Source organism: Lysinibacillus sp. JNUCC-52, from assembly GCF_015999545.1.
Lineage (GTDB): Bacteria > Bacillota > Bacilli > Bacillales_A > Planococcaceae > Lysinibacillus.
Genome location: NZ_CP065546.1, coordinates 1879835 through 1901005, shown reverse-complemented (window position 1 = coordinate 1901005; position 21171 = coordinate 1879835). Strand labels below are relative to the sequence as shown.

20 protein-coding genes are annotated in these 21171 nt (G+C 36.6%); 16 read left to right on the top strand and 4 right to left on the bottom strand.

The genetic code is table 11. From position 1 onward, the window contains the following. Positions 1 to 52: 52 nt before the first annotated feature. A complete protein-coding gene (locus tag JNUCC52_RS09690) occupies positions 53 to 670 on the bottom strand; it encodes a CPBP family intramembrane glutamic endopeptidase (protein ID WP_173477970.1) in 618 nt (205 codons plus the stop codon). Positions 671 to 750: 80 nt separating this feature from the next. Beyond that, on the bottom strand, positions 751 to 939 hold the full coding sequence (locus tag JNUCC52_RS09685) for a YkvS family protein (protein ID WP_024362262.1): 189 nt from the start codon (positions 937 to 939) through the stop codon (positions 751 to 753). A 126-nt stretch (positions 940 to 1065) separates the two neighbouring features. On the opposite strand from JNUCC52_RS09685, the gene JNUCC52_RS09680 reads away from it, so the two are divergent. The 3 genes from JNUCC52_RS09680 to JNUCC52_RS09670 all read left to right on the top strand — a co-directional run bounded on the left by JNUCC52_RS09680 (position 1066) and on the right by JNUCC52_RS09670 (position 2825). Continuing rightward, entirely contained in the window at positions 1066 to 1254 is a 189-nt protein-coding gene (locus tag JNUCC52_RS09680) for a protein YkzS (protein ID WP_173477969.1), read from the top strand. Between the two features lie 94 nt (positions 1255 to 1348). Then, positions 1349 to 1540, top strand: a complete 192-nt coding sequence (locus JNUCC52_RS09675; protein ID WP_024362260.1) for an aspartyl-phosphate phosphatase Spo0E family protein — start codon at positions 1349 to 1351, stop codon at positions 1538 to 1540. A 418-nt stretch (positions 1541 to 1958) separates the two neighbouring features. After that, complete coding sequence (locus JNUCC52_RS09670) at positions 1959 to 2825, top strand: NAD(P)-dependent oxidoreductase (RefSeq protein ID WP_337981987.1); 867 nt, start codon at positions 1959 to 1961, stop codon at positions 2823 to 2825. Between the two features lie 77 nt (positions 2826 to 2902). On the opposite strand, the gene JNUCC52_RS09665 is transcribed toward JNUCC52_RS09670, so the two are convergent. Next, positions 2903 to 3295 (bottom strand): DoxX family protein, encoded by a 393-nt coding sequence (locus tag JNUCC52_RS09665; protein ID WP_139860728.1) that lies wholly within the window; start codon positions 3293 to 3295, stop codon positions 2903 to 2905. A gap of 151 nt (positions 3296 to 3446) precedes the next feature. On the opposite strand from JNUCC52_RS09665, the gene JNUCC52_RS09660 reads away from it, so the two are divergent. The 6 genes from JNUCC52_RS09660 to JNUCC52_RS09635 all read left to right on the top strand — a co-directional run bounded on the left by JNUCC52_RS09660 (position 3447) and on the right by JNUCC52_RS09635 (position 12192). Continuing rightward, positions 3447 to 3767, top strand: coding sequence for a winged helix-turn-helix transcriptional regulator (locus tag JNUCC52_RS09660; RefSeq protein WP_337981986.1), 321 nt, complete (start codon positions 3447 to 3449; stop codon positions 3765 to 3767). 202 nt (positions 3768 to 3969) lie between these two features. Continuing rightward, positions 3970 to 5292: an MFS transporter gene (locus JNUCC52_RS09655; RefSeq protein WP_337981985.1), complete on the top strand. Its 1323-nt coding sequence runs from the start codon at positions 3970 to 3972 to the stop codon at positions 5290 to 5292. A 69-nt stretch (positions 5293 to 5361) separates the two neighbouring features. Further along, positions 5362 to 6264 carry a chemotaxis protein gene (locus tag JNUCC52_RS09650; RefSeq protein ID WP_173477967.1) on the top strand — a complete coding sequence of 301 codons (903 nt, stop codon included), beginning with the start codon at positions 5362 to 5364 and terminating at the stop codon, positions 6262 to 6264. Between the two features lie 164 nt (positions 6265 to 6428). Then, the gene (locus tag JNUCC52_RS09645; protein WP_173477966.1) at positions 6429 to 8006 is read left to right on the top strand and encodes a Ppx/GppA family phosphatase; all 1578 of its coding nucleotides are present in this window, start codon (positions 6429 to 6431) and stop codon (positions 8004 to 8006) included. Next, positions 7972 to 10128, top strand: a complete 2157-nt coding sequence (locus JNUCC52_RS09640; protein WP_173477965.1) for an RNA degradosome polyphosphate kinase — start codon at positions 7972 to 7974, stop codon at positions 10126 to 10128. Before JNUCC52_RS09645 ends, JNUCC52_RS09640 begins: the two co-directional genes overlap by 35 nt. A 54-nt stretch (positions 10129 to 10182) precedes the next feature. Beyond that, entirely contained in the window at positions 10183 to 12192 is a 2010-nt protein-coding gene (locus JNUCC52_RS09635; protein ID WP_337981984.1) for a putative bifunctional diguanylate cyclase/phosphodiesterase, read from the top strand. A 239-nt stretch (positions 12193 to 12431) separates the two neighbouring features. Here the strand turns inward: JNUCC52_RS09635 and JNUCC52_RS09630 are convergent, their stop codons facing one another. After that, entirely contained in the window at positions 12432 to 13049 is a 618-nt protein-coding gene (locus tag JNUCC52_RS09630) for a TetR/AcrR family transcriptional regulator (RefSeq protein WP_173477963.1), read from the bottom strand. Positions 13050 to 13279: 230 nt separating this feature from the next. On the opposite strand from JNUCC52_RS09630, the gene JNUCC52_RS09625 reads away from it, so the two are divergent. From JNUCC52_RS09625 to JNUCC52_RS09595, 7 genes are all read left to right on the top strand, one after another. After that, complete coding sequence (locus tag JNUCC52_RS09625) at positions 13280 to 14173, top strand: NAD(P)-dependent oxidoreductase (protein WP_337981983.1); 894 nt, start codon at positions 13280 to 13282, stop codon at positions 14171 to 14173. 22 nt (positions 14174 to 14195) lie between these two features. Then, a complete protein-coding gene (locus JNUCC52_RS09620; RefSeq protein WP_173477961.1) occupies positions 14196 to 15716 on the top strand; it encodes a CoA-acylating methylmalonate-semialdehyde dehydrogenase in 1521 nt (506 codons plus the stop codon). Positions 15717 to 15895: 179 nt separating this feature from the next. Beyond that, positions 15896 to 17212, top strand: a complete 1317-nt coding sequence (locus JNUCC52_RS09615; protein WP_139859877.1) for a GntP family permease — start codon at positions 15896 to 15898, stop codon at positions 17210 to 17212. 15 nt (positions 17213 to 17227) lie between these two features. Then, complete coding sequence (locus tag JNUCC52_RS09610; protein WP_337982208.1) at positions 17228 to 17989, top strand: 3-hydroxybutyrate dehydrogenase; 762 nt, start codon at positions 17228 to 17230, stop codon at positions 17987 to 17989. Positions 17990 to 18006: 17 nt separating this feature from the next. Next, positions 18007 to 19191 carry an iron-containing alcohol dehydrogenase gene (locus tag JNUCC52_RS09605; protein WP_337981982.1) on the top strand — a complete coding sequence of 395 codons (1185 nt, stop codon included), beginning with the start codon at positions 18007 to 18009 and terminating at the stop codon, positions 19189 to 19191. Between the two features lie 443 nt (positions 19192 to 19634). Beyond that, the gene (gene fadH / locus JNUCC52_RS09600) at positions 19635 to 20402 is read left to right on the top strand and encodes a 2,4-dienoyl-CoA reductase (RefSeq protein ID WP_173477959.1); all 768 of its coding nucleotides are present in this window, start codon (positions 19635 to 19637) and stop codon (positions 20400 to 20402) included. A 154-nt stretch (positions 20403 to 20556) separates the two neighbouring features. Then, a complete protein-coding gene (locus JNUCC52_RS09595) occupies positions 20557 to 20796 on the top strand; it encodes a short-chain dehydrogenase (protein ID WP_173477958.1) in 240 nt (79 codons plus the stop codon). Positions 20797 to 21171: the final 375 nt, after the last annotated feature.

Below are 21171 nucleotides of genomic sequence, written 5' to 3'. Positions count from 1 at the left end.
CCTTTTCTATATTAAACGCTAATAAAAGATAAAATGTTTCCAATTTTTTTTGTTATGATGTTAAAGGTAACACTAAAAACAACAGTAGAACAAAAACAACATGGGCCACAATAACTAACGGCATACTCTTGCGCCATTCATAAATAAAGCCCCAAATAAGACTTGTAACAAGAGCTGCAACTATACCTAGCTTAAAACCACTAAATGCAATTGAGATGGAACATAAAATGGCTGTTACGACCACTGCTAAAACAGGGCGCATAAAACGCTTTAATTGTTGTTGTACGTATCCACGCCAAAATAGTTCTTCGCCAATGGCAACAATAAACACAAGTAAAATATAGTGCCAAATATTTTGTGGACCGTAAACAGTTAAAAACTTTTTCACAGTTACTACTAGCCGATCATTTATATATGGAGCGAGCCAATAACCAAAACGTATAATGCCATATGTGATAGTACCATACCCTATGCCGAAAATTAGAAACTTCCAAGTAGGCAATTGATCTTCAATCGTACCTGAAAGAATAGCAATAGCTATACATACGAGCAGTGTGAATGCATACAAGTACCAAAATACAGCTGGATTAGCAAATGTGAAAGCAAGCATACCATAAACGAATAATAAAGAAAGGAGAAGTATTATTGTTTGTTTCGAATTTGTTTGCATAATTCGACCTCCATACTTTAATTTTACCAAAAAAATAGTCCCTAATCATCTATAAAGACAAAAAGGGACTATTCAGAATATTAAGCTTCACTTGCATATAAGATTTTGTAACGTTTATGGTTGACGACCGTTTTCTCTTCAATTTCAAGGGAATCAAAATTCTCCATATATGTTAGATCAACGATCACCGAATTTTCATTTACTTTTTCAACAATACCTTGCAAACCATTTTTAAACTCGATAATATTTCCAACTTCAGCTATTTTCACAGACAGTCAGCTCCTTCATCGACTAATAATATACAGTTTGCATGAAAAAAAGGAAAACGTAAAGCTTTTTTTGAATAATTCATAATTTTGATACACAAAATAAAGAAAGAGAAGGGAATAGAAAAAATGGAACAATATGAAAAAATACTTAAACAATTACAAGAGGGAGAAATACAAAGTATTGAAATTACGAAAGACCAATTTTATGAGTTTCGTGAAGTATTAGTGAAGCACCCGCTATTTAAACATTTTAGAGGTGAAGCAAAACAAAATGGGATTATCATCTATACTTATTTGGAAATTCCTAGGAGTTAAATTTGTCGAACATTGTCGTAACTTAATGCTGTAAGAAATGAAATATAAATGTATAATAATGGTATGATTATTTGTATGTTGGAGGGTTGTATGAATGGTCAATCTACTCTTGAAACAAATGGAACAAACTCGTGAGATGATGATTCGCTCTGGTGTTGAAAACGGGTTACAGAATGCAAAAACCATTCAACTGAGTCGCAGACTAGATCAGTTAATGAATACTTATTATAGACAGACAACATTAGAAGAAGAAGATCAGGATGATTTGTTTCAGTATTCAGAGTAAAACTTTTTAGATTAGATGTTTAAAAATGCATTTACTGGGGAATAGTTAATATGAACACAGCAACATTCTCATTTCCCCCTTTAGAGCAGTGATTCCCATCACCTGCTCTCTTTTTTTTGCTTATTCGGTATATATGCCATACATAATAAAATTAGTACAAGTTTTAAGAAGAATTTGAATTATTGAACTGATTCAACTACACTAAAAACACATCATAAGCTAAGCAACAACTCCTTATAGCTCAGTTTATGGGCAGAGGAAACAATTGTTTAGTTTTACTAAATGAATTAATAGCATTTAAACGCGTAAAATGCGACTACTTTGGCGGAAAGATAAGCGAACGAAGTGCTCGGTGCTTGCCCGCAAATAGTGCATCCTGCTGCGAATGAAATTGATTCAAGTAAAGGAGTCCTTACATATGGGAAAAGAGCGTATTGCATTTATTGGTACTGGTGTTATGGGTGCTAGCATTATCAAACACTTACTGCAAAATGGACATGAGGTCACAGTTTACACTCGCACTAAAGAAAAAGCAGAGCCGTTAATGGCATTAGGTGCTGGTTGGGCTAGTTCGCCAGCTGAAGCTTTTAAAGATAAGGATATAGCGTTAACGATGGTTGGTTACCCAACTGATGTTGAGGAAGTATACTTCGGTGAACATGGTCTATTCAAAACTGCACAGGCTGGCAATATTGTTATCGACATGACAACATCTGAGCCGACGTTAGCGAAGAAGATTTATACCCATGCTCAAACGCTAGGGGTGGAAGCTTTGGATGCACCTGTTTCTGGTGGAGATGTTGGTGCTCAAAATGGCACATTATCCATTATGGTTGGTGGAAATGAACATGCCTTTAATAAAGTTACACCAGTACTACAACAATTTGGAGCAAATATAGTGTATCAAGGTGAAGCAGGTGCAGGACAGCATGCCAAAATGTGCAATCAAATCGTTATTGCATCTGGCATGATTGGTGTATGTGAGTCACTTGCGTATGGCTTAAAGGCTGGGTTAGATTTAGCTACGGTGTTAAAATCTATCTCATCAGGTGCTGCTGGTTCTTGGTCGTTAAGCAATTTAGCTCCACGCATGATGAACGAAGATTTTGCACCAGGCTTTTATATTAAACATTTTGTAAAGGATATGAAAATTGCTTTAGATGAATCAAAGAATATGGGTATTTCTTTACCAGGACTAGCATTAGCTTATGAAATGTATAACAAGCTGATCGCTGAGGGCTATGGTGACAATGGTACACAGGCTCTTTTAAAGTATTATCAATAGACAGTAATAAAAGAGAAAGTGTTAGATTGATGCAATCAATCTAACACTTTTTTTGCATTGTTGTTGAGTGCCTGGCACTATTCTTTACTAAAAAGTTGAGAATCTAAAGAAAATCTAGACGCCCCTGCAAGAGCAAAGTATAGAGCTATAGCACCTAATGCTAAATCAAGCTCATAGCCTGCCAATCCATTTTCTCCGATAAACCCAATACTAAGCTTTGCTGTAAAGATAGCAACAATCATTGTCATTGTTAGTAAAGCACCAAAAATCCTTGTTGCAAAGCCTAAAATAAGGGCAACTCCGCCAACTAATTCAATAATCGCAACGATATACGCCATAAAACCTGGTATACCTAGACTATTAAAAAAGTCAGCTGTGTAGCTAATTCCGCCTTGGAATTTTTGAAAACCATGTACTGCAAAAATAATGCCGAGAACGACACGTAAAATAGTTGAACCAATGTTTTGCATAATGTAATTACTCCTTTTCTTCAACTTACATTTCGTAACTTAGTTTATTTTTAAAAACAACTTTTGTCAAGTAACTAAGTAGATTTTAAGAACTGATTTTTAAAAAATGATATAATCTTTTATAGGAACTAGTAATAAAGGGGGGAGTAATATGAATCAAAAAAATATTTGTCCGCGATTTGAAAAAGCACTTATGCTATTGAATCATCGTTGGAATACATTACTTATTTATCAGTTACTTAATGGGCCACAACGATTTTCAACAATTAAAAATCAGTTGAATATTAGTAGTCGGGTATTAACGGAGCGATTAAAGGAGTTGGAGACCGAGCAAATCGTGTTACGTACCGTCATTCCTTCTACACCAGTTGTTATTGAGTATGAGCTTACAGAAAAAGGATATGCCATCACACCCGTTCTAAAAGAAATTGAACAATGGTCTAGTAAATGGGTAACTATTGCTGAGGAATAATATAAAAGATATTCAAGCGAGGGGCTTGAATATCTTTTTTTCTTTCTTTTAAAATGGTTTAGTAAAGGATTAACCAATTTATGGTCTTTTAATAGGTATGTTTGTTATATTGTAAATAATATTAATTTTTATTAAACAAAAGGTATTTTTTAATACAAGTAGGAATTAATTTAATATTATATAAAGGAAAAGGAGGGATTTAATGAAACAGAGGCAAGCAGGGGAAACACAGCATCGCAGTCAGCTAGCACTCTATTTATCATTGCCAATTCTATCATGGGCGTTTTACGATTTTGCTAATACGATATTTTCTTCAAATATTAATACAGTTTTTTTCCCTTTTTATATGGACGAAGTTTTAGGTACGAATGAAGTCATGCAGCAAGTAGCAAGTACATTTATTTCATATGCCAATGCATTAGCAAGCTTTTTTCTAGTAGTTTTTTCACCGCTTTTTGGAGTATGGATAGATCAAACAGGCTATAAAAAGCGATTCATTGTATGGTTCGCATCAATCTCTATTTTATTTACCTTTATGATGGGTGTTTTCGCTAATTTAGAGACAACAACAAATTATTCAGGTGTACCGCTCAGTTTATTTTTAGTCGTTGCAAGTTTTGTCATTGCGAAATTTTTCTTTAATTCGAGTCTCGTATTTTATGATTCGATGATGGGGGATCTTGGAACAAAAGAAGAAATGCCATTAATATCAGGTTATGGTGTCGCAATTGGTTACTTAGGAACTATTTTTGGACTTCTTGTTTATTTATATGTAGGAAACAGTGATTTCCACCGTGCGTTTATTCCAACAGCAATTTTATATTTGTTATTTTCATTACCATTATTCTTTATTAATAAAGATACGCCGATACCGAAGGAACAGCGTAAAGCGGCTAAGTTTTTTGAAGGATACAAAGAAATTATTCTTACATTTAAGGATATGAAGCAACATAAAGCAATTTTTACTTTTATGATTGCTTATTTCTTTTTAAATGATGCAATTGCGACAACAATAGCGATGATGGCTGTTTATGCAACGACTATTGTAGGGTTTTCTTCAGGTCAATTTATTATCCTATATTTAGTTTCCACTGTATCGACAATTATTGGCTCACTTGCATTCGGTTATATTACGAAAGCAATTGGCGCTAAGCGGGCTATTACCATTGTAGCCGTATTAATGATTATTGCATTAACCTTTGCTGTTTTTGCGACAGAACAGTGGATGTTTTGGATTGCTGGCAGTATGTTTGGTATTTCATTAGGCTCAATGTGGGTTACATCAAGAACATATATTATTGAGCTATCACCAGATGAAAAGCGAGGGCAGTTTTTCGGCCTATTTGCCTTTTCTGGTAAAGTGTCATCGATAATCGGACCAGCTGTATATGGAACGGTTACATTATGGATGAAAGATTACGGTACATTAGCAAGCCGCGTTGCATTATCAACATTAATTTTGATGACGGTTATTGGTCTATTGGTTCATCTAAAAGTAAATGATAAAAATGGAAATACCAGATAGGAGAATTGTATCGCCTATGATACAATTGAATTATTATTTGATGTTGATATAGAAAGGAGCGGGGTTGCTTTGGAACATAAAGGCATATTATTAGAAAGTGGCACAAATGAGCTAGAAATCGTTGAATTTGAAGTAGCTAACAATAAATTCGGTATTAATGTTATTAAAGTAAAAGAGATTATTCAACCGATTCCAGTAACGTTTATTCCACACGCGCACCCGCATGTAGAGGGAATTATTCAATTAAGAGGCGAAGTACTACCTGTAGTAGACATGCTACGAGTACTAGGGATACAAAGCGCAGAACGTAATCCACAACAAAAATATATTGTTGCTGAGTTTAATAAACAACGAGTTGTTTTCCATGTAGATAACGTAACACAAATTCACCGTATTTCTTGGAATCAAATTGAAAAACCCTCAGATATGTATCAGGGTGGTACTTCACAAGTCATTGGTGTGATTAAGCAAAACGAACAAATGATTTTATTGCTAGATTTCGAGAAAATTATGGTTGATATTAACCCTGATTCGGGTATAAGTGTAGAGTCAGTAAAAAAACTTGGTAAACGTGAACGCTCAGAAAAACGCATTTTAATTGCTGAGGATTCACCATTATTACGTAAGTTATTATTCGATACGATGAAGGAAGCCGGTTACGAGAATGTAGAGTTCTTTGAAAATGGCCGTGATGCTTATGAATACTTAGAAACATTGGCGAAAAGTGGCAGTAATGTAACTGAGCACATTCAATTAGTAGTAACAGATATTGAAATGCCACAAATGGATGGTCACCATCTTACACGCAAAATTAAAGAGCATCCCGATTTACAAAAGCTACCAGTCATTATTTTCTCTAGTTTAATTACAGATGATCTTCGCCATAAAGGTGATCAAGTAGGGGCAGAGGACCAAATTAGTAAACCCGAAATTGCAGAGCTTATTTTACGCGTTGATCAACTTATTTTATAAAGCTAGTGAAAAGGAACTTCACAATTATAATAATTGGTATCCTGAAATATTAATAAAAAATGAAAGTCGGATACCTTTTAGGTTCCGACTTTTTTTGTATAAATGAAGGGGCTACTTACACAAAATAATGAGACTACCGATTGTTCTATAAAGGAAGTGATTATTTGGATGAATTGAAAACGGCTATTATTGATATTGGCTCGAATACGATTCGTTTAGTACTGTATCAGTATGATAATGAAGAAGGGCTTAGAGAGCTAGGGAATATTAAAACGGTTGCACGTTTACGTACATATTTGCAACCAACTGGTGACATGTCAGAAGAAGGTATACAAGTACTAACAGAAACATTATTAACATTTAAAGCAATGCTCGATGATTTTGAAATTGTGGATGTGAAAGCTGCTGCGACCGCTGCAATTCGTCAAGCAACGAATCGACAACAAATAATAGCGTTAATGAAAGAGAGAACTGGTATACAAATAGAGCTGTTGTCTGAGGAGGAAGAGGCGTATTTCGGTTATGTTGCTGTAGCACATTCCATTGGCACACTTTCTGCTGTGACCATTGATATTGGTGGAGGAAGTACGGAAATAACATTGTTTAAAAATAAAGAACTGATTGAATCTTTCAGCTTTCCTTTTGGAACGGTGTCGTTAAAGCAACGTTTCGTTAAAGGTGACATTATGAATAGTAGTGAAAAGAAAGAACTAATTGCATTTGTGAAAGAGCAATTTAAAACACTTCCTTGGATTCAGCAAGTCGGCTTACCGATTATTGCGATTGGTGGCAGTGCCAGAAATATTGCGCAAGTTCATCAGCAACGACATCAATATCCCATTGCCAGTGTGCATGGTTACGAAATATCTAAAGGTGATTTAGATCAGCTTAGTTTGTTTTTAGGAAGTTTAAGCTTTCAAGAATTAAAACACTTAGATGGATTATCGACAGACCGCGCAGATATTATTGTACCTGCCTTAGAGGTGTTCCGCGTACTTATGGACATTGTTGGTAGTGAAGTGTTCCAACTAACGAAAAAAGGTTTACGAGAAGGGCTTATTATCCATCGTATTTTGCAAAAGGATGCCAATGCTTTTGATAAGTATAATGTGTTTGAGGGAAACGCTAGAAGGTTAGCTAGGCAGTATGGTCGCTCTGAGGAAGAAGTTGATTATTTAATGCACCTAGCAGACCAATTATACCGTGAGTGTTGTCATTTAAAATTTTTACAATTTGACGAGTCAGATTGGCAATTGTTGAGAAAGGCAGCAAAGATATTTAATATCGGGGAATATATCGAGTTAAGCTCTGCGAGTCAACATACCTTTTATTTAGTTGCCAATCAATCCATTGATGGATTAAACCATAAAGAACGACTAAAACTTGCACTTTTAGCATCATATAAAAATAAAGATTATTTTCAACGATTTGCTGCACCTTTTATAGAATGGATGAGTCGCGAAGAATATCGTAAAATGCGTGATTTCGGTTCATTGTTAAAATTTGTCTATGCGTTAAATGTATCAAAGAGAAATATCGTGCATGCGATTGAACTGCAACCTAAGGACAATTTTGTTCAGTTAAACATCTATGTTAAAAAAAATGCGGCTGCTGAAAAATATCAAGCCAATCGTCATAAAAAACATTTAGAACGTGCTCTAAAAACACCAATTAAAGTAAATTTCATTGAAGAAGGGTGGAACCAAGATGACAACGGAAGTAACGAACAACCGCTTACATGAAGATGAATTTTCAGAAGCACATAGCCGTTTACTCGAAGAAATTGCAAAGCCTCAATATTATAATAATCGGGAATTAAGCTGGCTGGCATTTAATGAGCGTGTTTTAGAAGAAGCAGAGGATGTCAATAATCCTCTGCTGGAACGTCTGAAGTTTTTAGCGATATTTAGCTCCAATTTAGATGAGTTTTTTATGGTGCGCGTAGCAGGGCTACAGGACCAAGTGCGTGCAGGCTTTCATAAACCTGAAAATAAATCAGGCTTAACACCGAAAGAACAATTAGCGAAAATTGCTGAGCGTACACAAGCTTTAGTACGTCGCCAAACAGAAGTATACAGACATTTAATATATGATTTATTGCCACAGCATAATGTACATATTGCGGACATGAAGGATTTAAATAGTACGCAAAAAGCATTTATTAATGAAATGTTTGCTGAGACAATTTTCCCTGTACTCACACCTGTTGCAGTAGACGCTTATCGACCATTTCCAACATTGCTTGGAAAAACTTTAAATTTACTTGTACTATTGGAACAAGATGAAACAGATTTTGAAAGCCGTGAAAAAGTGGCAATAGTGCAAGTACCATCTGTATTGGATCGCTATATTAAAGTACCTTGTGCTGAGGGAGAAACGGTTATTGTACTTCTTGAGGATGTTATTGTTGCCCATATTGAAAAGCTTTTTTATGGGTACAGTGTTAAATCTGCACAGGCGTTCCGTTTAACACGTAATGCGGATTTAACGATTCATGAAGAAGGCGCACGCGATTTACTCGTGGAAATTGAAAAAGAGTTAAAGAAACGCAAATGGGGAGTCGGCAGTCGCCTTGAAGTACGCGTCGGAGAAATGAATGAAGAAGTCCTTGCTTATTTATTAGAAGAGTTTGAAATCGAAGAGAACGATGTTTTTCATATTGATGGTCCATTGGATTTAACATTTATGTTTTCGTTTGTGAAAGGTATTTCTGTAGGACGAGAACATTTAGAGTACGAAAGCTTTATCCCGCAGCCACCTTTAGATTTACAATCAGATGAAAATATTTTTGAGAAAGCATTACAACAGGACATTTTTTTCCATCATCCATATGAGTCATTTGCACCGATTGTGGACTTTATTTCAGAGGCCGCTATCAATCCCAATGTATTAGCAATAAAGCAAACATTGTATCGGGTTAGTGGTAATTCCCCAATAATACAAGCATTAAAACTCGCGGCTGAAAATGGTAAGCAGGTGACCGTTTTAGTAGAGCTAAAAGCCCGCTTTGATGAAGAAAATAATGTACATTGGGCGAAGCAACTGGAACAAGCAGGCTGTCTTGTTATATACGGTATGAATAATTTAAAAACACACTCTAAAATAACGCTAGTAGTGAGTCGTCGAAATGGAAAAATTGAACGTTTTGTACATCTTGGCACAGGAAATTATAATGATGCCACAGCCAAAATTTATACGGACATGGGCATTATAACGTCTGATAAGGAATTTGGTATCGATGCAACAAACTTCTTTAATTATTTAAGTGGCTATACGGAAAAGCCTACTTTTAATCATTTAGTCGTTGCTCCATTCGATATTCGTGATGAATTTATCCGTTTAATGGATGAAGAAATTAGCTGTCATAAGAAATACGGTAATGGGTTTATTCGCGCTAAAATGAATTCATTAACGGATAAGGATTTAATGATGAAGCTTTACGAAGCCTCCATTGCTGGTGTAAAAGTGGAGCTTATTATTCGTGGTATATGCTGTATACGGCCAGGTATACCGAACATTAGTGACAATATCACCGTCACAAGCATCGTTGGTCGATTCCTGGAACATTCACGGATTTATTGGTTCCATCATAATGGTGAAAATAAAGTGTATTTATCTTCAGCAGATATGATGACAAGAAATATGATAAAACGAGTTGAAATTCTTTTCCCTGTCTATTCAATTGAAGCAAAAGCCCGTATTATGGATATTATGAACAAACAACTTGAGGATACAGCAAAGGCTCGTATTCAAGATTCCAATGGAAAGTATCATTATAAAGAATTTGATCGAAGCGAAGACCCTATTAATAGTCAGGAAATTTTCTTAAAGGATGCTCTAAAGCCTACGCTAGATGAAGAATAAATAATAAGCGTACTAGACGACTTAGAGTAAACACGCTACCTAGAGAGGGATATAATGAAAAAATATAGAGATAATGTAGCGCAATTCGCAAACTATCGACAGATGGCAATGCTTAATCCGTTTGATGCAGTTATATGCTTGAAAAAAGCTAATAATGGGGAATTTGAAATAGTTCACTATAACGATAAACTCCCATTTTCAGTGTTGCAGGATGTGAAAGCAACGAAAGCAGACCAATTCTTTACTAAGCAATGTTGGCAACAATTATTGAAAATCGTGCAACAAGAATTTAACATTGCGCGTAAGATGGAGCTTTATTCAGAGACAGAGCAAATGAAAAAAACATTTGCTGTAAGTGTACAGCAATTGGAGGCATCACTGATAGCTGTTATTTTACGTGAAGAACAGAAGGATACGAAGCCTTATTTGCAATTCGTTGAACAACATGTATGTCCTGTGCTGACGACTGATTTACAAGGTCATATTATCCATCAAAACGTCGCTGCTACGTCTGTATTGTCGAGTGAACATCACAGTCTAATAGGACTTGATATTTTTTCATTATTAGAGTGCAACTATGTAAACGAAGTACAATTATTATTTGCTAAATCGATTGAGGGCGCTACATTGGACATGCCTAAATGTTTATTTAAGCGTAATTTACTAAGTAGCGAGCCATTTTATTTACGTATCCATCCAACTTATTTTAACGGTGAAATAATAGGAGTTCATTTTTTTGTAAAAGACCCGAAATCGTTTATAAATGATCATGATGCCTTTTATTATTTAGCGTTAAAGGATGAACTAACAGGTATTTGGAATCGTAGAGCATTTAAAGAGCATTGGCTACAGCATTTGAACGATAATCAAAATGAGCATCAGCAAGCAACAATTATTTTAGTAGATATAGATCGCTTTAAAAAATTTAATGAGTCCCTTGGTGAAAGCAAGGGTGATGAGCTAATGCGGATGTTTAGTCATAGACTTCGTGAACTTTGTTACGCAAAATGCGCACTATATCGTTATAATAGTGACGAATTTATTTTTATTCTAAAGGATGCAACAATTGACAAAATCGAGCAATTAGCGAATTCAATATTAGACTCATTGAAACAGCCTTTTATGATTGATGAACAAGAGTATTTTATCAGTGTTTCAATCGGTATCTCGTTAAGTCCAGCTGATGGCAAGGATATAGAAACGCTTGTGAGAAAAGCCGATCAAGCATTATTTTCGGCTAAGGAGCATGGGCGTTCACATTATCGCTATTATCGTGATGATATGACAAATGTGTTTCCAAATGAGGCATTGATGGAGGCTCATTTACGTCGTGCGATCGAGTTTAATGAGCTAAGTATCCATCTACAACCACAGATGAATTTAAATGATAATAGCATTAATAGCTTTGAGGCATTATTACGATGGAATAATCGTAAATTTGGTTTTGTTTCCCCAGCGCAATTTATACCAATTGCCGAGGCGACAGGCTTAATTGTTGAAATTGGTGATTGGATTATTAATGAGGTTTGTCGCTATCAAAAAGAATGGAGTGCGAAAGGCTATCGCCCAGTCCGAATCGCGATAAATATATCGCCAAAACAATTTAGAAAAGAAAACTTTGCTCGCAAGATTAAAGCAACACTAAAGAAATATAATGTGGCACCACAGTTAATTGAAGTAGAAATTACTGAAAGCTCAATGACCAATGTTCATGAAACATATTCAATCCTAACGGAACTGAAGCAGCTAGGGGTATATGTTTCGGTAGATGATTTTGGTACGGGTTATTCATCACTTAGCTACTTGAAACGTTATCCAATCGATATTATAAAAATTGACCAATCGTTTATTGCTGATATCGAAAAGGATGATAAAAATGAGGCGATTATTAAAGCAATTATTTCCATGTCTCATAATTTAGGGCTTGAAGTAATAGCAGAAGGCATTGAGGAACCGTCACAAGTAGCATTTTTAAAACGTCATCGTTGTCAAAAAGGGCAGGGCTACTTATACAATAAACCTTTGCCTGTTGAAACGATTGTTGCACAATATTTTGTAGGGTAATTGATATCACATTGCCGTTGATTTCCGCTATGGGCGGGCGCTTTCCGCGGGCACAACGTAAGCCGCAACCCTCGCTAACGTGCGGAATGCCCGCGTCTTACGTTTTGTGCTGTTCCCGCAGGAGTCGCCCACCCTCTGCGCCAATCAACTAATTAACAAAAAGAGAGCATGAACTATATGCCTTCTGTCAACACAAAGAGCACCTCGAAAATATCGAGGTGCTCTTTTTATAATTTTGCCTATTTTGTAGGATATGCCTTCATGCCATTTAATACAATCGCTGTGAAGTTTGCCATTTCTGACACTAAATCAAATTCCTCGTTATGAATTAACCAATCATAAACATTTGCGCGCATACAACGCTGTATAATTTGTTGCATTTGTTGCGCTTGTAGTTCGTTAACAAACTCTCCTTGCTGCACGCCTTCATCAATATAGCGATTAATTATTTGGAAGATTTTGCGCTGAGGGCTAATTAAATAATGGTTTTGCTCAACTTGATTAGTCATTGCGGCAGAATAGACTGTTCGTAATAAATCTTTGCCAACAACATTCGTCAAATACAACATTTGTTCCTTGTAAAGCGCAAGAATTTTGTCATTTGCTGATAATGTTTGATCAATTTTTTTTTCAACTGTACTATAAAAACTATCAAGCTCCTCGAACTTTTCCAAAATAACATCATATTTAGATGGGAAATGTGTATAGAATGTCCCCTTTGATACGTTACATGCTTTCGTAATTTGTTCAACAGACACATGCTCATAGCCATGCTTATTAAATAATTCTAATGATGTTTTGAGTAACTTTTCCCTTGTTTCTAATGCCTTCTTTTGGCGTGTAGTTAACGAATTCATGCCCTTCTGCCTCCGTAAATAAAATATTCTATAATAATAAAAATCAAATTTATTCAGAAAATATAAAAAATTTAATTGACGCGCTCTATTAAGTTTGTTTATGATTTAAGTGACCGAAGTCAGTGACTGCGGTCATCGAGAGTATCTCGCTATTAATGTTACGATAAAAACGTAAAGTTTGCTAGTGTATCAGCACTTATTATGCAAATCGCAGGAAATGGGGGACTCAAATGAAAGAGAAGTTAGGTTTTATAGGCCTAGGCAATATGGGGTTACCAATGTCGATTAATCTACTTCGTGCTGGTTATGAAGTGTACGGTTTTGACACGAATACGAAAGCAATGGAGCAATTTATTGCAGAAGGTGGTATTGGTCTATCAACAACGAAAGAACTTGCTCAGCACAGTAATGTTATAATGACAAGCTTACCTACACCGCAAGTCGTTGAACATGTCTTCACCTCAGAAGAAGGGATTTTACAAAATGCTCAGCAAGGCAGCCTGCTAATTGATTTTAGTACAGTAAATCCTGAGCTAAATGATGAGCTATATAAGAAAGCGCAATCATTTGATTTACGTTATCTTGGGGCTCCTGTAAGTGGTGGCGTTATTGGAGCAATAAATGCAACTTTAACAATTATGGTTGGTGGAGAAGAAAAAGATTATCAAAGTGGTGAAAAAATTTTCGGAATAGTTGGAAAAAACATCTATCACCTTGGTACATCACCTAGTATCGGTACACGTATTAAGTTACTTAACAATTTAATGATTGGTTTTTATACGCAGGCTGTAGCGGAAACGATTGTCCTCGGAGAAAAAATGGGGATTTCAGCTAATACACTTTACGAAGTATTAAGTAATAGCTATGGTCAAAGTCGTATTTACGAACGTAATTACTTAGAATACATGAAAAATGAAAATTATGAGCCTGGGTTTTCTACGAATTTATTACTAAAAGATTTAAGGCTAGCTAAAAATATGGCTGATGAAGCAGGTGTCCCTCTTCGAATAGGCGAACAGCTAGTCCATCTTTACAATGATATAGCAGCGGAAGGCTATGGTGAGAACGATATGTCTGCAGCTTATTTAAGTTTGAAGGAAAAATGCATTATTAAACAACATTAAACATTAAAGGAGGAAAACAATTATGACAACAGCACAAGAAGTGAAAACATTAACGCATTTTATCGGTGGAGAAATGATTGAGGGGCAAAGCGGTCGGTATGGTTCGGTTTATAATCCTACAACAGGTGATGTCATCGCGAAAGTTCCGCTAGCAACGGTAGAAGAGACACGTGAGGCAATTGCTAAAGCGCAGGAAGCATTCCCTAAATGGCGTGATACATCTGTATCCAAACGTGCGGAGGTTGTACTAAAGTTCCGTAATTTAGTGACAGATAATATGGAAGAATTATTACAAATAATTTGTACGGAAAGTGGTAAAACGATTGAAGATGCAAGAGGTGAAATTACACGAGGGCTAGAGTCCGTGGATTTAGCAATTGGTGCTCCTCATCTAGTGAAAGGTGAGTACTCTGTTAACGTCGGTGGTCAAATTAATGCCTATTCAGCCAAGTATCCATTAGGCGTTGTAGCAGCAATTTCTCCATTTAATTTCCCAATTATGGTGCCGTTAGCACAAACAAGTATGGCTATTGCTGTAGGGAACGCCGTTGTATTAAAAGCCTCAGAGAGAGTACCGATGACAGCCTTATATGTAAGTGAGCTTTGGAAAAAGGCTGGATTGCCAGATGGTATTTGGACAGTAGTCAATGGCGATAAAGATGCAGTGAATGAGCTTTTAGAAAACCCTATTGTGCAAGCGATTTCATTTGTAGGGTCAACACCTGTTGCTAAATATATATATGAAACAGGGTCAAAATATGGGAAACGTGTCACTGCTTTAGGTGGTGGTAAAAATAATATGGTCGTAATGCCCGATGCAGATTTAGAGCAAGTTGCAAATGCATTTATCGGTGCAGCATATGGGGCTGCATCACAACGTTGTATGGCGATTTCTACAATTATGCCTGTTGGTAAAGAAACGGCAGATCGTTTAGTAGCGATATTAAAAGAAAAAATTACGGCATTAAAAGTAGGCGCTTACACAGATGCAGATACAGACTTTGGTCCAGTTATTTCACAACAATCAAAAGAAGCAATTCTTGCTGCAATCGAAAAAGGACAATCACAAGGGGCAACTGTTGTATGTGATGGTCGTGAGCTAGCTATCGTTAACGAATCAAAAGGGTTCTTTGTAGGACCAACATTATTAGACCATGTAAAACCTGGAATGGAAATTTATGAACAAGAAGTATTTGGACCAGCTCGAAATGTTGTACGTGTTGATTCATTAGAAGAAGCAATCGAGCTTATTAACGAGCACGAGCTAGGAAATGGTGTCACGATCTTTACAAATGATGGGCTTGCAGCTCGAAAATTTACAACAGAGATTGATGTAGGAATGGTCGGTGTGAATGTACCAATTCCAATTCCTGTTGGCTACCATAACTTTGCTGGATTTAAAGGCTCACGTTTCGGTGAGGGGCATATGTTTGGACCAGATCAGGCACGTTTCTTTACAAAAACTAAAACAATATCAGAACGCTGGATGACTAGTAATGCTTCCTCAGCATCTACATTTGCTTTCCCAAGTAATAACGATTAATGCTAAAGAAAAAGTTGTATCCCTTAAGTAAACTTCATATTTTTTTATAACAAACATCAAGGGAGCTGTAGGCGGCGACTCCCGCTGCTTGATAGCAGAAAGTAACTGCCTGCAGCTTACTGATACGAATATATGAGATGTAACATAGCACTTTCTATACAAAGATAGGTGGGATGTGAATGTTAGCGTATATTGGACTTTTTGGTAGTTTAGCACTTTTGGTCTTTTTAACAATGAGAGGTGTCAATTTACTTATTTCAGCACCATTAACCGCATTAATCGCAGCTGTAACGAATGGTCTAGCAATCTTTCCACAAACTGCACACGACAATCAAGCAAATTATTTAACGAGTTATATGAATGGCTTTACTGGCTTCGTTGGTTCTTGGTATTTAATGTTCATGGCAGGTGCAATTTTCGGGAAGGTGATGGAAGATACTGGTGCAGCGGATAGTGTTTCTAAGTGGATTGTTGAAAAAATTGGCGTGAAATATGCGACTTTTGCGGTGGTGGCTGCAGCAGCAGTTTTAACGTACGGTGGTGTCTCTGTATTTATTGTAGCTTTCTCTGTTTATCCGATGGCTATAAGTTTATTTAAGCAAGCAAATTTCCCACGTCGCTTTATTCCTGCGGCACTTGGCTTAGGTTCTGTGACCTTTACGATGACATCTGCAGGTTCACCTGAGATTCAGAACTGGATTCCCATTGAATATTTACATACTTCACCATATGCAGGTTGGGAAGTGAGTATAGTCGTCGCGATTTTTATGGGGGTTGGAGGGGCGCTATGGCTAAATTGGATGATTAAGCGTGCAGTGAAAAATGGGGAAGTATTTATTGAGCGCTCAACGGATCCAGTAGTTGACGAAAAGAAGAAGCTTCCTAGCCCTATATTAAGCTTAGTGCCTCTTTTAGTCGTGTTAGTGATTTCGTTTATTTTCCACGACTCACTTGGCACATCGGCTTTAATCGTTGCGCTAACGAGTGGTTGTATTATGGCGTATTTAGTAAGTTATAAATATTCAAAGTCTGTAAGTGCGACACTTGCAGCAGGTGCTATGGGTGCTGTTGTAGCTATTGCAAATACGGCAGCAGTAGTCGGCTTTGGAGGCGTTGTAAAAGCTACACCATCATTCGTAGCAACTGTAGATTTAATGACCAATATTCCTGGTAATCCTTTGATTGGCGGTGCTATTGCAATTGCTGTTATTGCAGGCTTAACAGGGTCAGCCTCAGGTGGGCAAACGATTGCGATGCCATTACTTGCTCCACACTATATTGACATGGGCGTAGATACAGAAGCATTACACCGAACAATCGCGATAGCTTCTGGCTCCCTTGATTCATTGCCACATGGTGGTTACGTTGTGACGACGATAAATTCTGTCTGTAATGAGAAACATCAAGATGCCTATTTGCCTTTCGGTGCATTGACAGTCGTTATACCAATTATTGGTACAATCATTGCAATACTATTATTTTCAATTGGAATGTAGGAGGGAAACGAAGTGATAGATGGCAAAACAGTATTTATTACTGGCGCTGCACGTGGAATTGGTCTGTCAATCGCTCAAGCATTTGCTGAGCAAGGGGCGAATGTTGTTATTTCAGATATGAATGAGCAACGTTTAGCTGAGGCAGTAGAACAAAATCCACGATTAACAGCTTTTACATGTGATGTTACAGATGAACAAGCAGTTAGCGATGCAATCGCTTTTACAATTGAGAAATTTAACACTCTTGATATTTTAATAAATAATGCAGGGTTCCAACATGTTTCTTATATCGAGGATTTTCCGACTGAAGTCTTTGAACAAATGCAAAAAGTAATGCTTGTTGCACCATTTGTCACAATGAAATATGCATTACCTCATATGAAGAAAAATACATTTGGTCGCATTATTAATATGGCGTCAATAAACGGTGTTATTGGTTTTGCTGGTAAAGCAGGATACAATGCTGCAAAACATGGGCTAATAGGATTAACAAAAGTCGCGGCACTTGAAGTAGCCAATGATGGCATTACTGTAAATGCTATATGTCCAGGATATGTGGATACAGAATTAGTCCGAAATCAGTTTACAGATTTAGCGAAGACGCGAGGTATCCAAGTAGAAGAAGTACTAGAGCAGGTGTTATATCCACTTGTCCCTCAAAAGCGCTTGCTAGACGTTTCAGAGATTACTGGACTTGCTCTCTATCTAGCTAGTGATGTAGCAAAAGGCTTAACTGGTCAGGCGATAGTGTTAGATGGTGGTTATACTGCTCAATAATGGGGGAGAGATGCGTTATGATTCAAACTAAAACAACTTTCACTGTAAATTCTCCAGGGACGATTATTTATGGAAGAGATGCATTCGAAGAGGTTGGGGTATATGCTAAAAAACTAGGTACGAAGGCACTAATCGTTAGCGATCCAATAATGGATAGCTTAGGGTTTGTCAATCAATGTAAGTCATTATTGACAGCGAATGGTTTGGAAGCGGTTTCGTATTTAGGGGTAACAACTGAGCCAGTAGATACGTATGTAGCAGAAGGTCTTGAAATTTTGCTATCTGAGCAATGTGATGTCATCATTTCTGTTGGTGGCGGAAGTTGCATTGATACAGCGAAAGCGATTGCTGTTGTAGCAACAAACGGTGGATACATTGGTGATTACATGAAAATGGCGAAAATCGCTGAGCAAGCACCTATTCCACATATAGCAGTCCCGACTACAGCAGGCACAGGCTCTGAAGCAACAGATGCTACCGTTATTACCAACACGACAAATGATGTAAAAATGATGATAAAACAAGCAGCTTTTATGCCACCAGTTGCAATTGTTGACCCAATGTTAACGATAACTTCTCCACCAGCCATCACAGCGGCGACTGGCATTGATGCATTAAGCCATGCAATTGAAAGCTATTTATCACGTTTAGCACATCCATATTCAAATGTACTGGCATTATCGGCGATGGATTTAATTATTCATAATATGTTAAAAGTTTATGAGCATGGTGATGATATCGATGCGCGAGAGGCGATGTCTCTAGGCTCGATGCAAGCAGGACTTTCGTTTTCCAATGCGTCAGTAGCTTTAGTGCATGGGATGTCGCGTCCTATAGGTGCACTCTTCCATGTGCCTCATGGAATTTCAAATGCAATGCTGCTACCAGCGGTATTAGAATATACGAAGGATGCATGTGTAGAACGGTTAGCGGACATAGGCCAATTCTTTAACAAAGATGGACAGTGCGGTACACAAGAAGAACTAGCAACTTTAGCTATCGAATCAATAAAAGAACTATGTAAAAAGATGGGGATCGGTAATTTACGCCAATGGGGTATCGAGGAGGAAGCTTTTTATGCAGCAATTCCAAAAATGGCAACCGATGCAATTGCAAGTGGTAGCCCAGGAAATAACCCTAAAGTGCCCACACAGGACGAATTAATGGAGCTATACAAAATTGCCTATCATTATGAATTTTAAACAATTCGAGTCAGAGTGTCTTCCTTTATGCAATAGAGGAAGGCACTTTTTATTTGAAAATTTATGTTGAAAATAAAAAGGAGTTGATATTTCATAAAATTAGACGTCACATTCATGCTTGTGTCATTATAATGCAATTAAAAAGGAACTATTACTTTGAAAATCATATTATTTTGAAAGTGGTAGTTTCTTTTGTTAAATAATAGAATTTATAAATATACTTAAATAATCACTTATATTGTAGACAAACATAGTAAAACTTTGAGTTTGTCTACAGTATTTTTTAATTTAAAATACATAAATAAGTTAGGAAAGTATGAAAAGATAGTGAATACACTTCTATAAAAAAAGAGTTTTGTAGAATTAATATGACATTTACGAGAAAATATAGTAAAATAAAATGAATGAGTATTCATTTTTTTGAAAAAAAAGGGGGAAGTAGAATGTTGCAGGGGAAAACAATTATTATTACTGGTGGATCAAGTGGTATGGGGCTTTATATGGCGAAGCAATTCGTATCAGAAGGGGCAAATGTAGTTATTGCTGGTCGTAATGAAGAGCGATTAGCAAAGGCAAAGGAGTTTATATTAGAAGCTGGAAAAACAATTGAAACATTCCAAATGGATGTTCGTATACCAGAGCAGGCTGAGGCAATGGTTGCGTTTGCTGTTGATAAATTTGGCCAAGTTGATGGACTAGTGAATAATGCTGCAGGTAACTTTATCGTTCGGGCAGAGGATTTGACGCCAAATGGTTGGAAAGCAGTTGTGGATATTGTCTTAAATGGTACGTTCTTTTGCTCTTCTGCCATCGGTAAATATTGGATTGAACATAAAATTAAAGGCTCCATTATTAATATGGTGGCAACCTATGCTTGGAATGCAGGCGCAGGTGTAATCCATTCATCTGCTGCAAAAGCAGGCGTATTATCAATGACAAGAACATTAGCGGTTGAGTGGGGAAAACGTTATGGAATTCGTGTAAATGCTATTGCGCCTGGTCCAATTGAACGCACAGGTGGGGCAGCGAAACTATGGGTATCAGAGGAAGCAGCTGCCATGACTCTTGACTCCGTTCCACTTGGGCGAATTGGTACACCAGAGGAAGTAGCGGATTTAGCAACATTCATGATGTCGGATAAAGCGCGTTATATGAATGGGGAATGTGTCACATTGGATGGAGGACAGTGGCTAAATCAATCACCTTTTTAACTTGCTTCAGCAAAAGTATGAATGGTTGAATCCAGTTCAATACACTTGAAGATTTCTTTATTTTGAAAGGGAGCATTTAAAGTCTTGAATAAAATCATTGCATAAGGAAGCGCTGTATTGATGCATACTAAGGACAAAGAAAGGAGTTTTGTCTATGGGTATGTGGTTAATACCAGCTCTAATTGCGATTACAATCATTGCGGTTATTTCCTTTGTATCAACAATGCGAATTGCCAAAATGACTTCAGAGCGGGAATCGGAGAAAGATAAACCGATTTCAGGGACAGTCGAAGAATTTGCAACAATGCTGAATCCAATTGTTTGGGTGTATATTGTTTTTTTACTTTTTTTAGGGATTATGATTTTTTACTACTGGAGTAAAATAGGATATTAACATGATTTACATGAAGTATCACATTTACATGTGGTACTTCATTTTTAATAAAAGCAAAAGCTAAAGTGTTAACTATTATTTTTCCTTAAAATAAAGAAATTATAAGGTGTTTTTTATTATCTTTAATTAAACGTCTAATCGGTGCTGAGCTCAAACATTTGGAGCGACAGCACTTTTTTCTTTTTAACCGTAAATTTGAAATGAATGACATAAACACTCCGTAATATTTTTGAAGCTATAATTGTGTTATGGACATATTACTTTTTTATTATTAGAATAGTTATAATGATAAGGAGTTTATATTATAAGTAATAATATATAATAACAAATTTCTTCAAAAAATTTGCACCATGTGGCGCTCACATAAAAAAATGT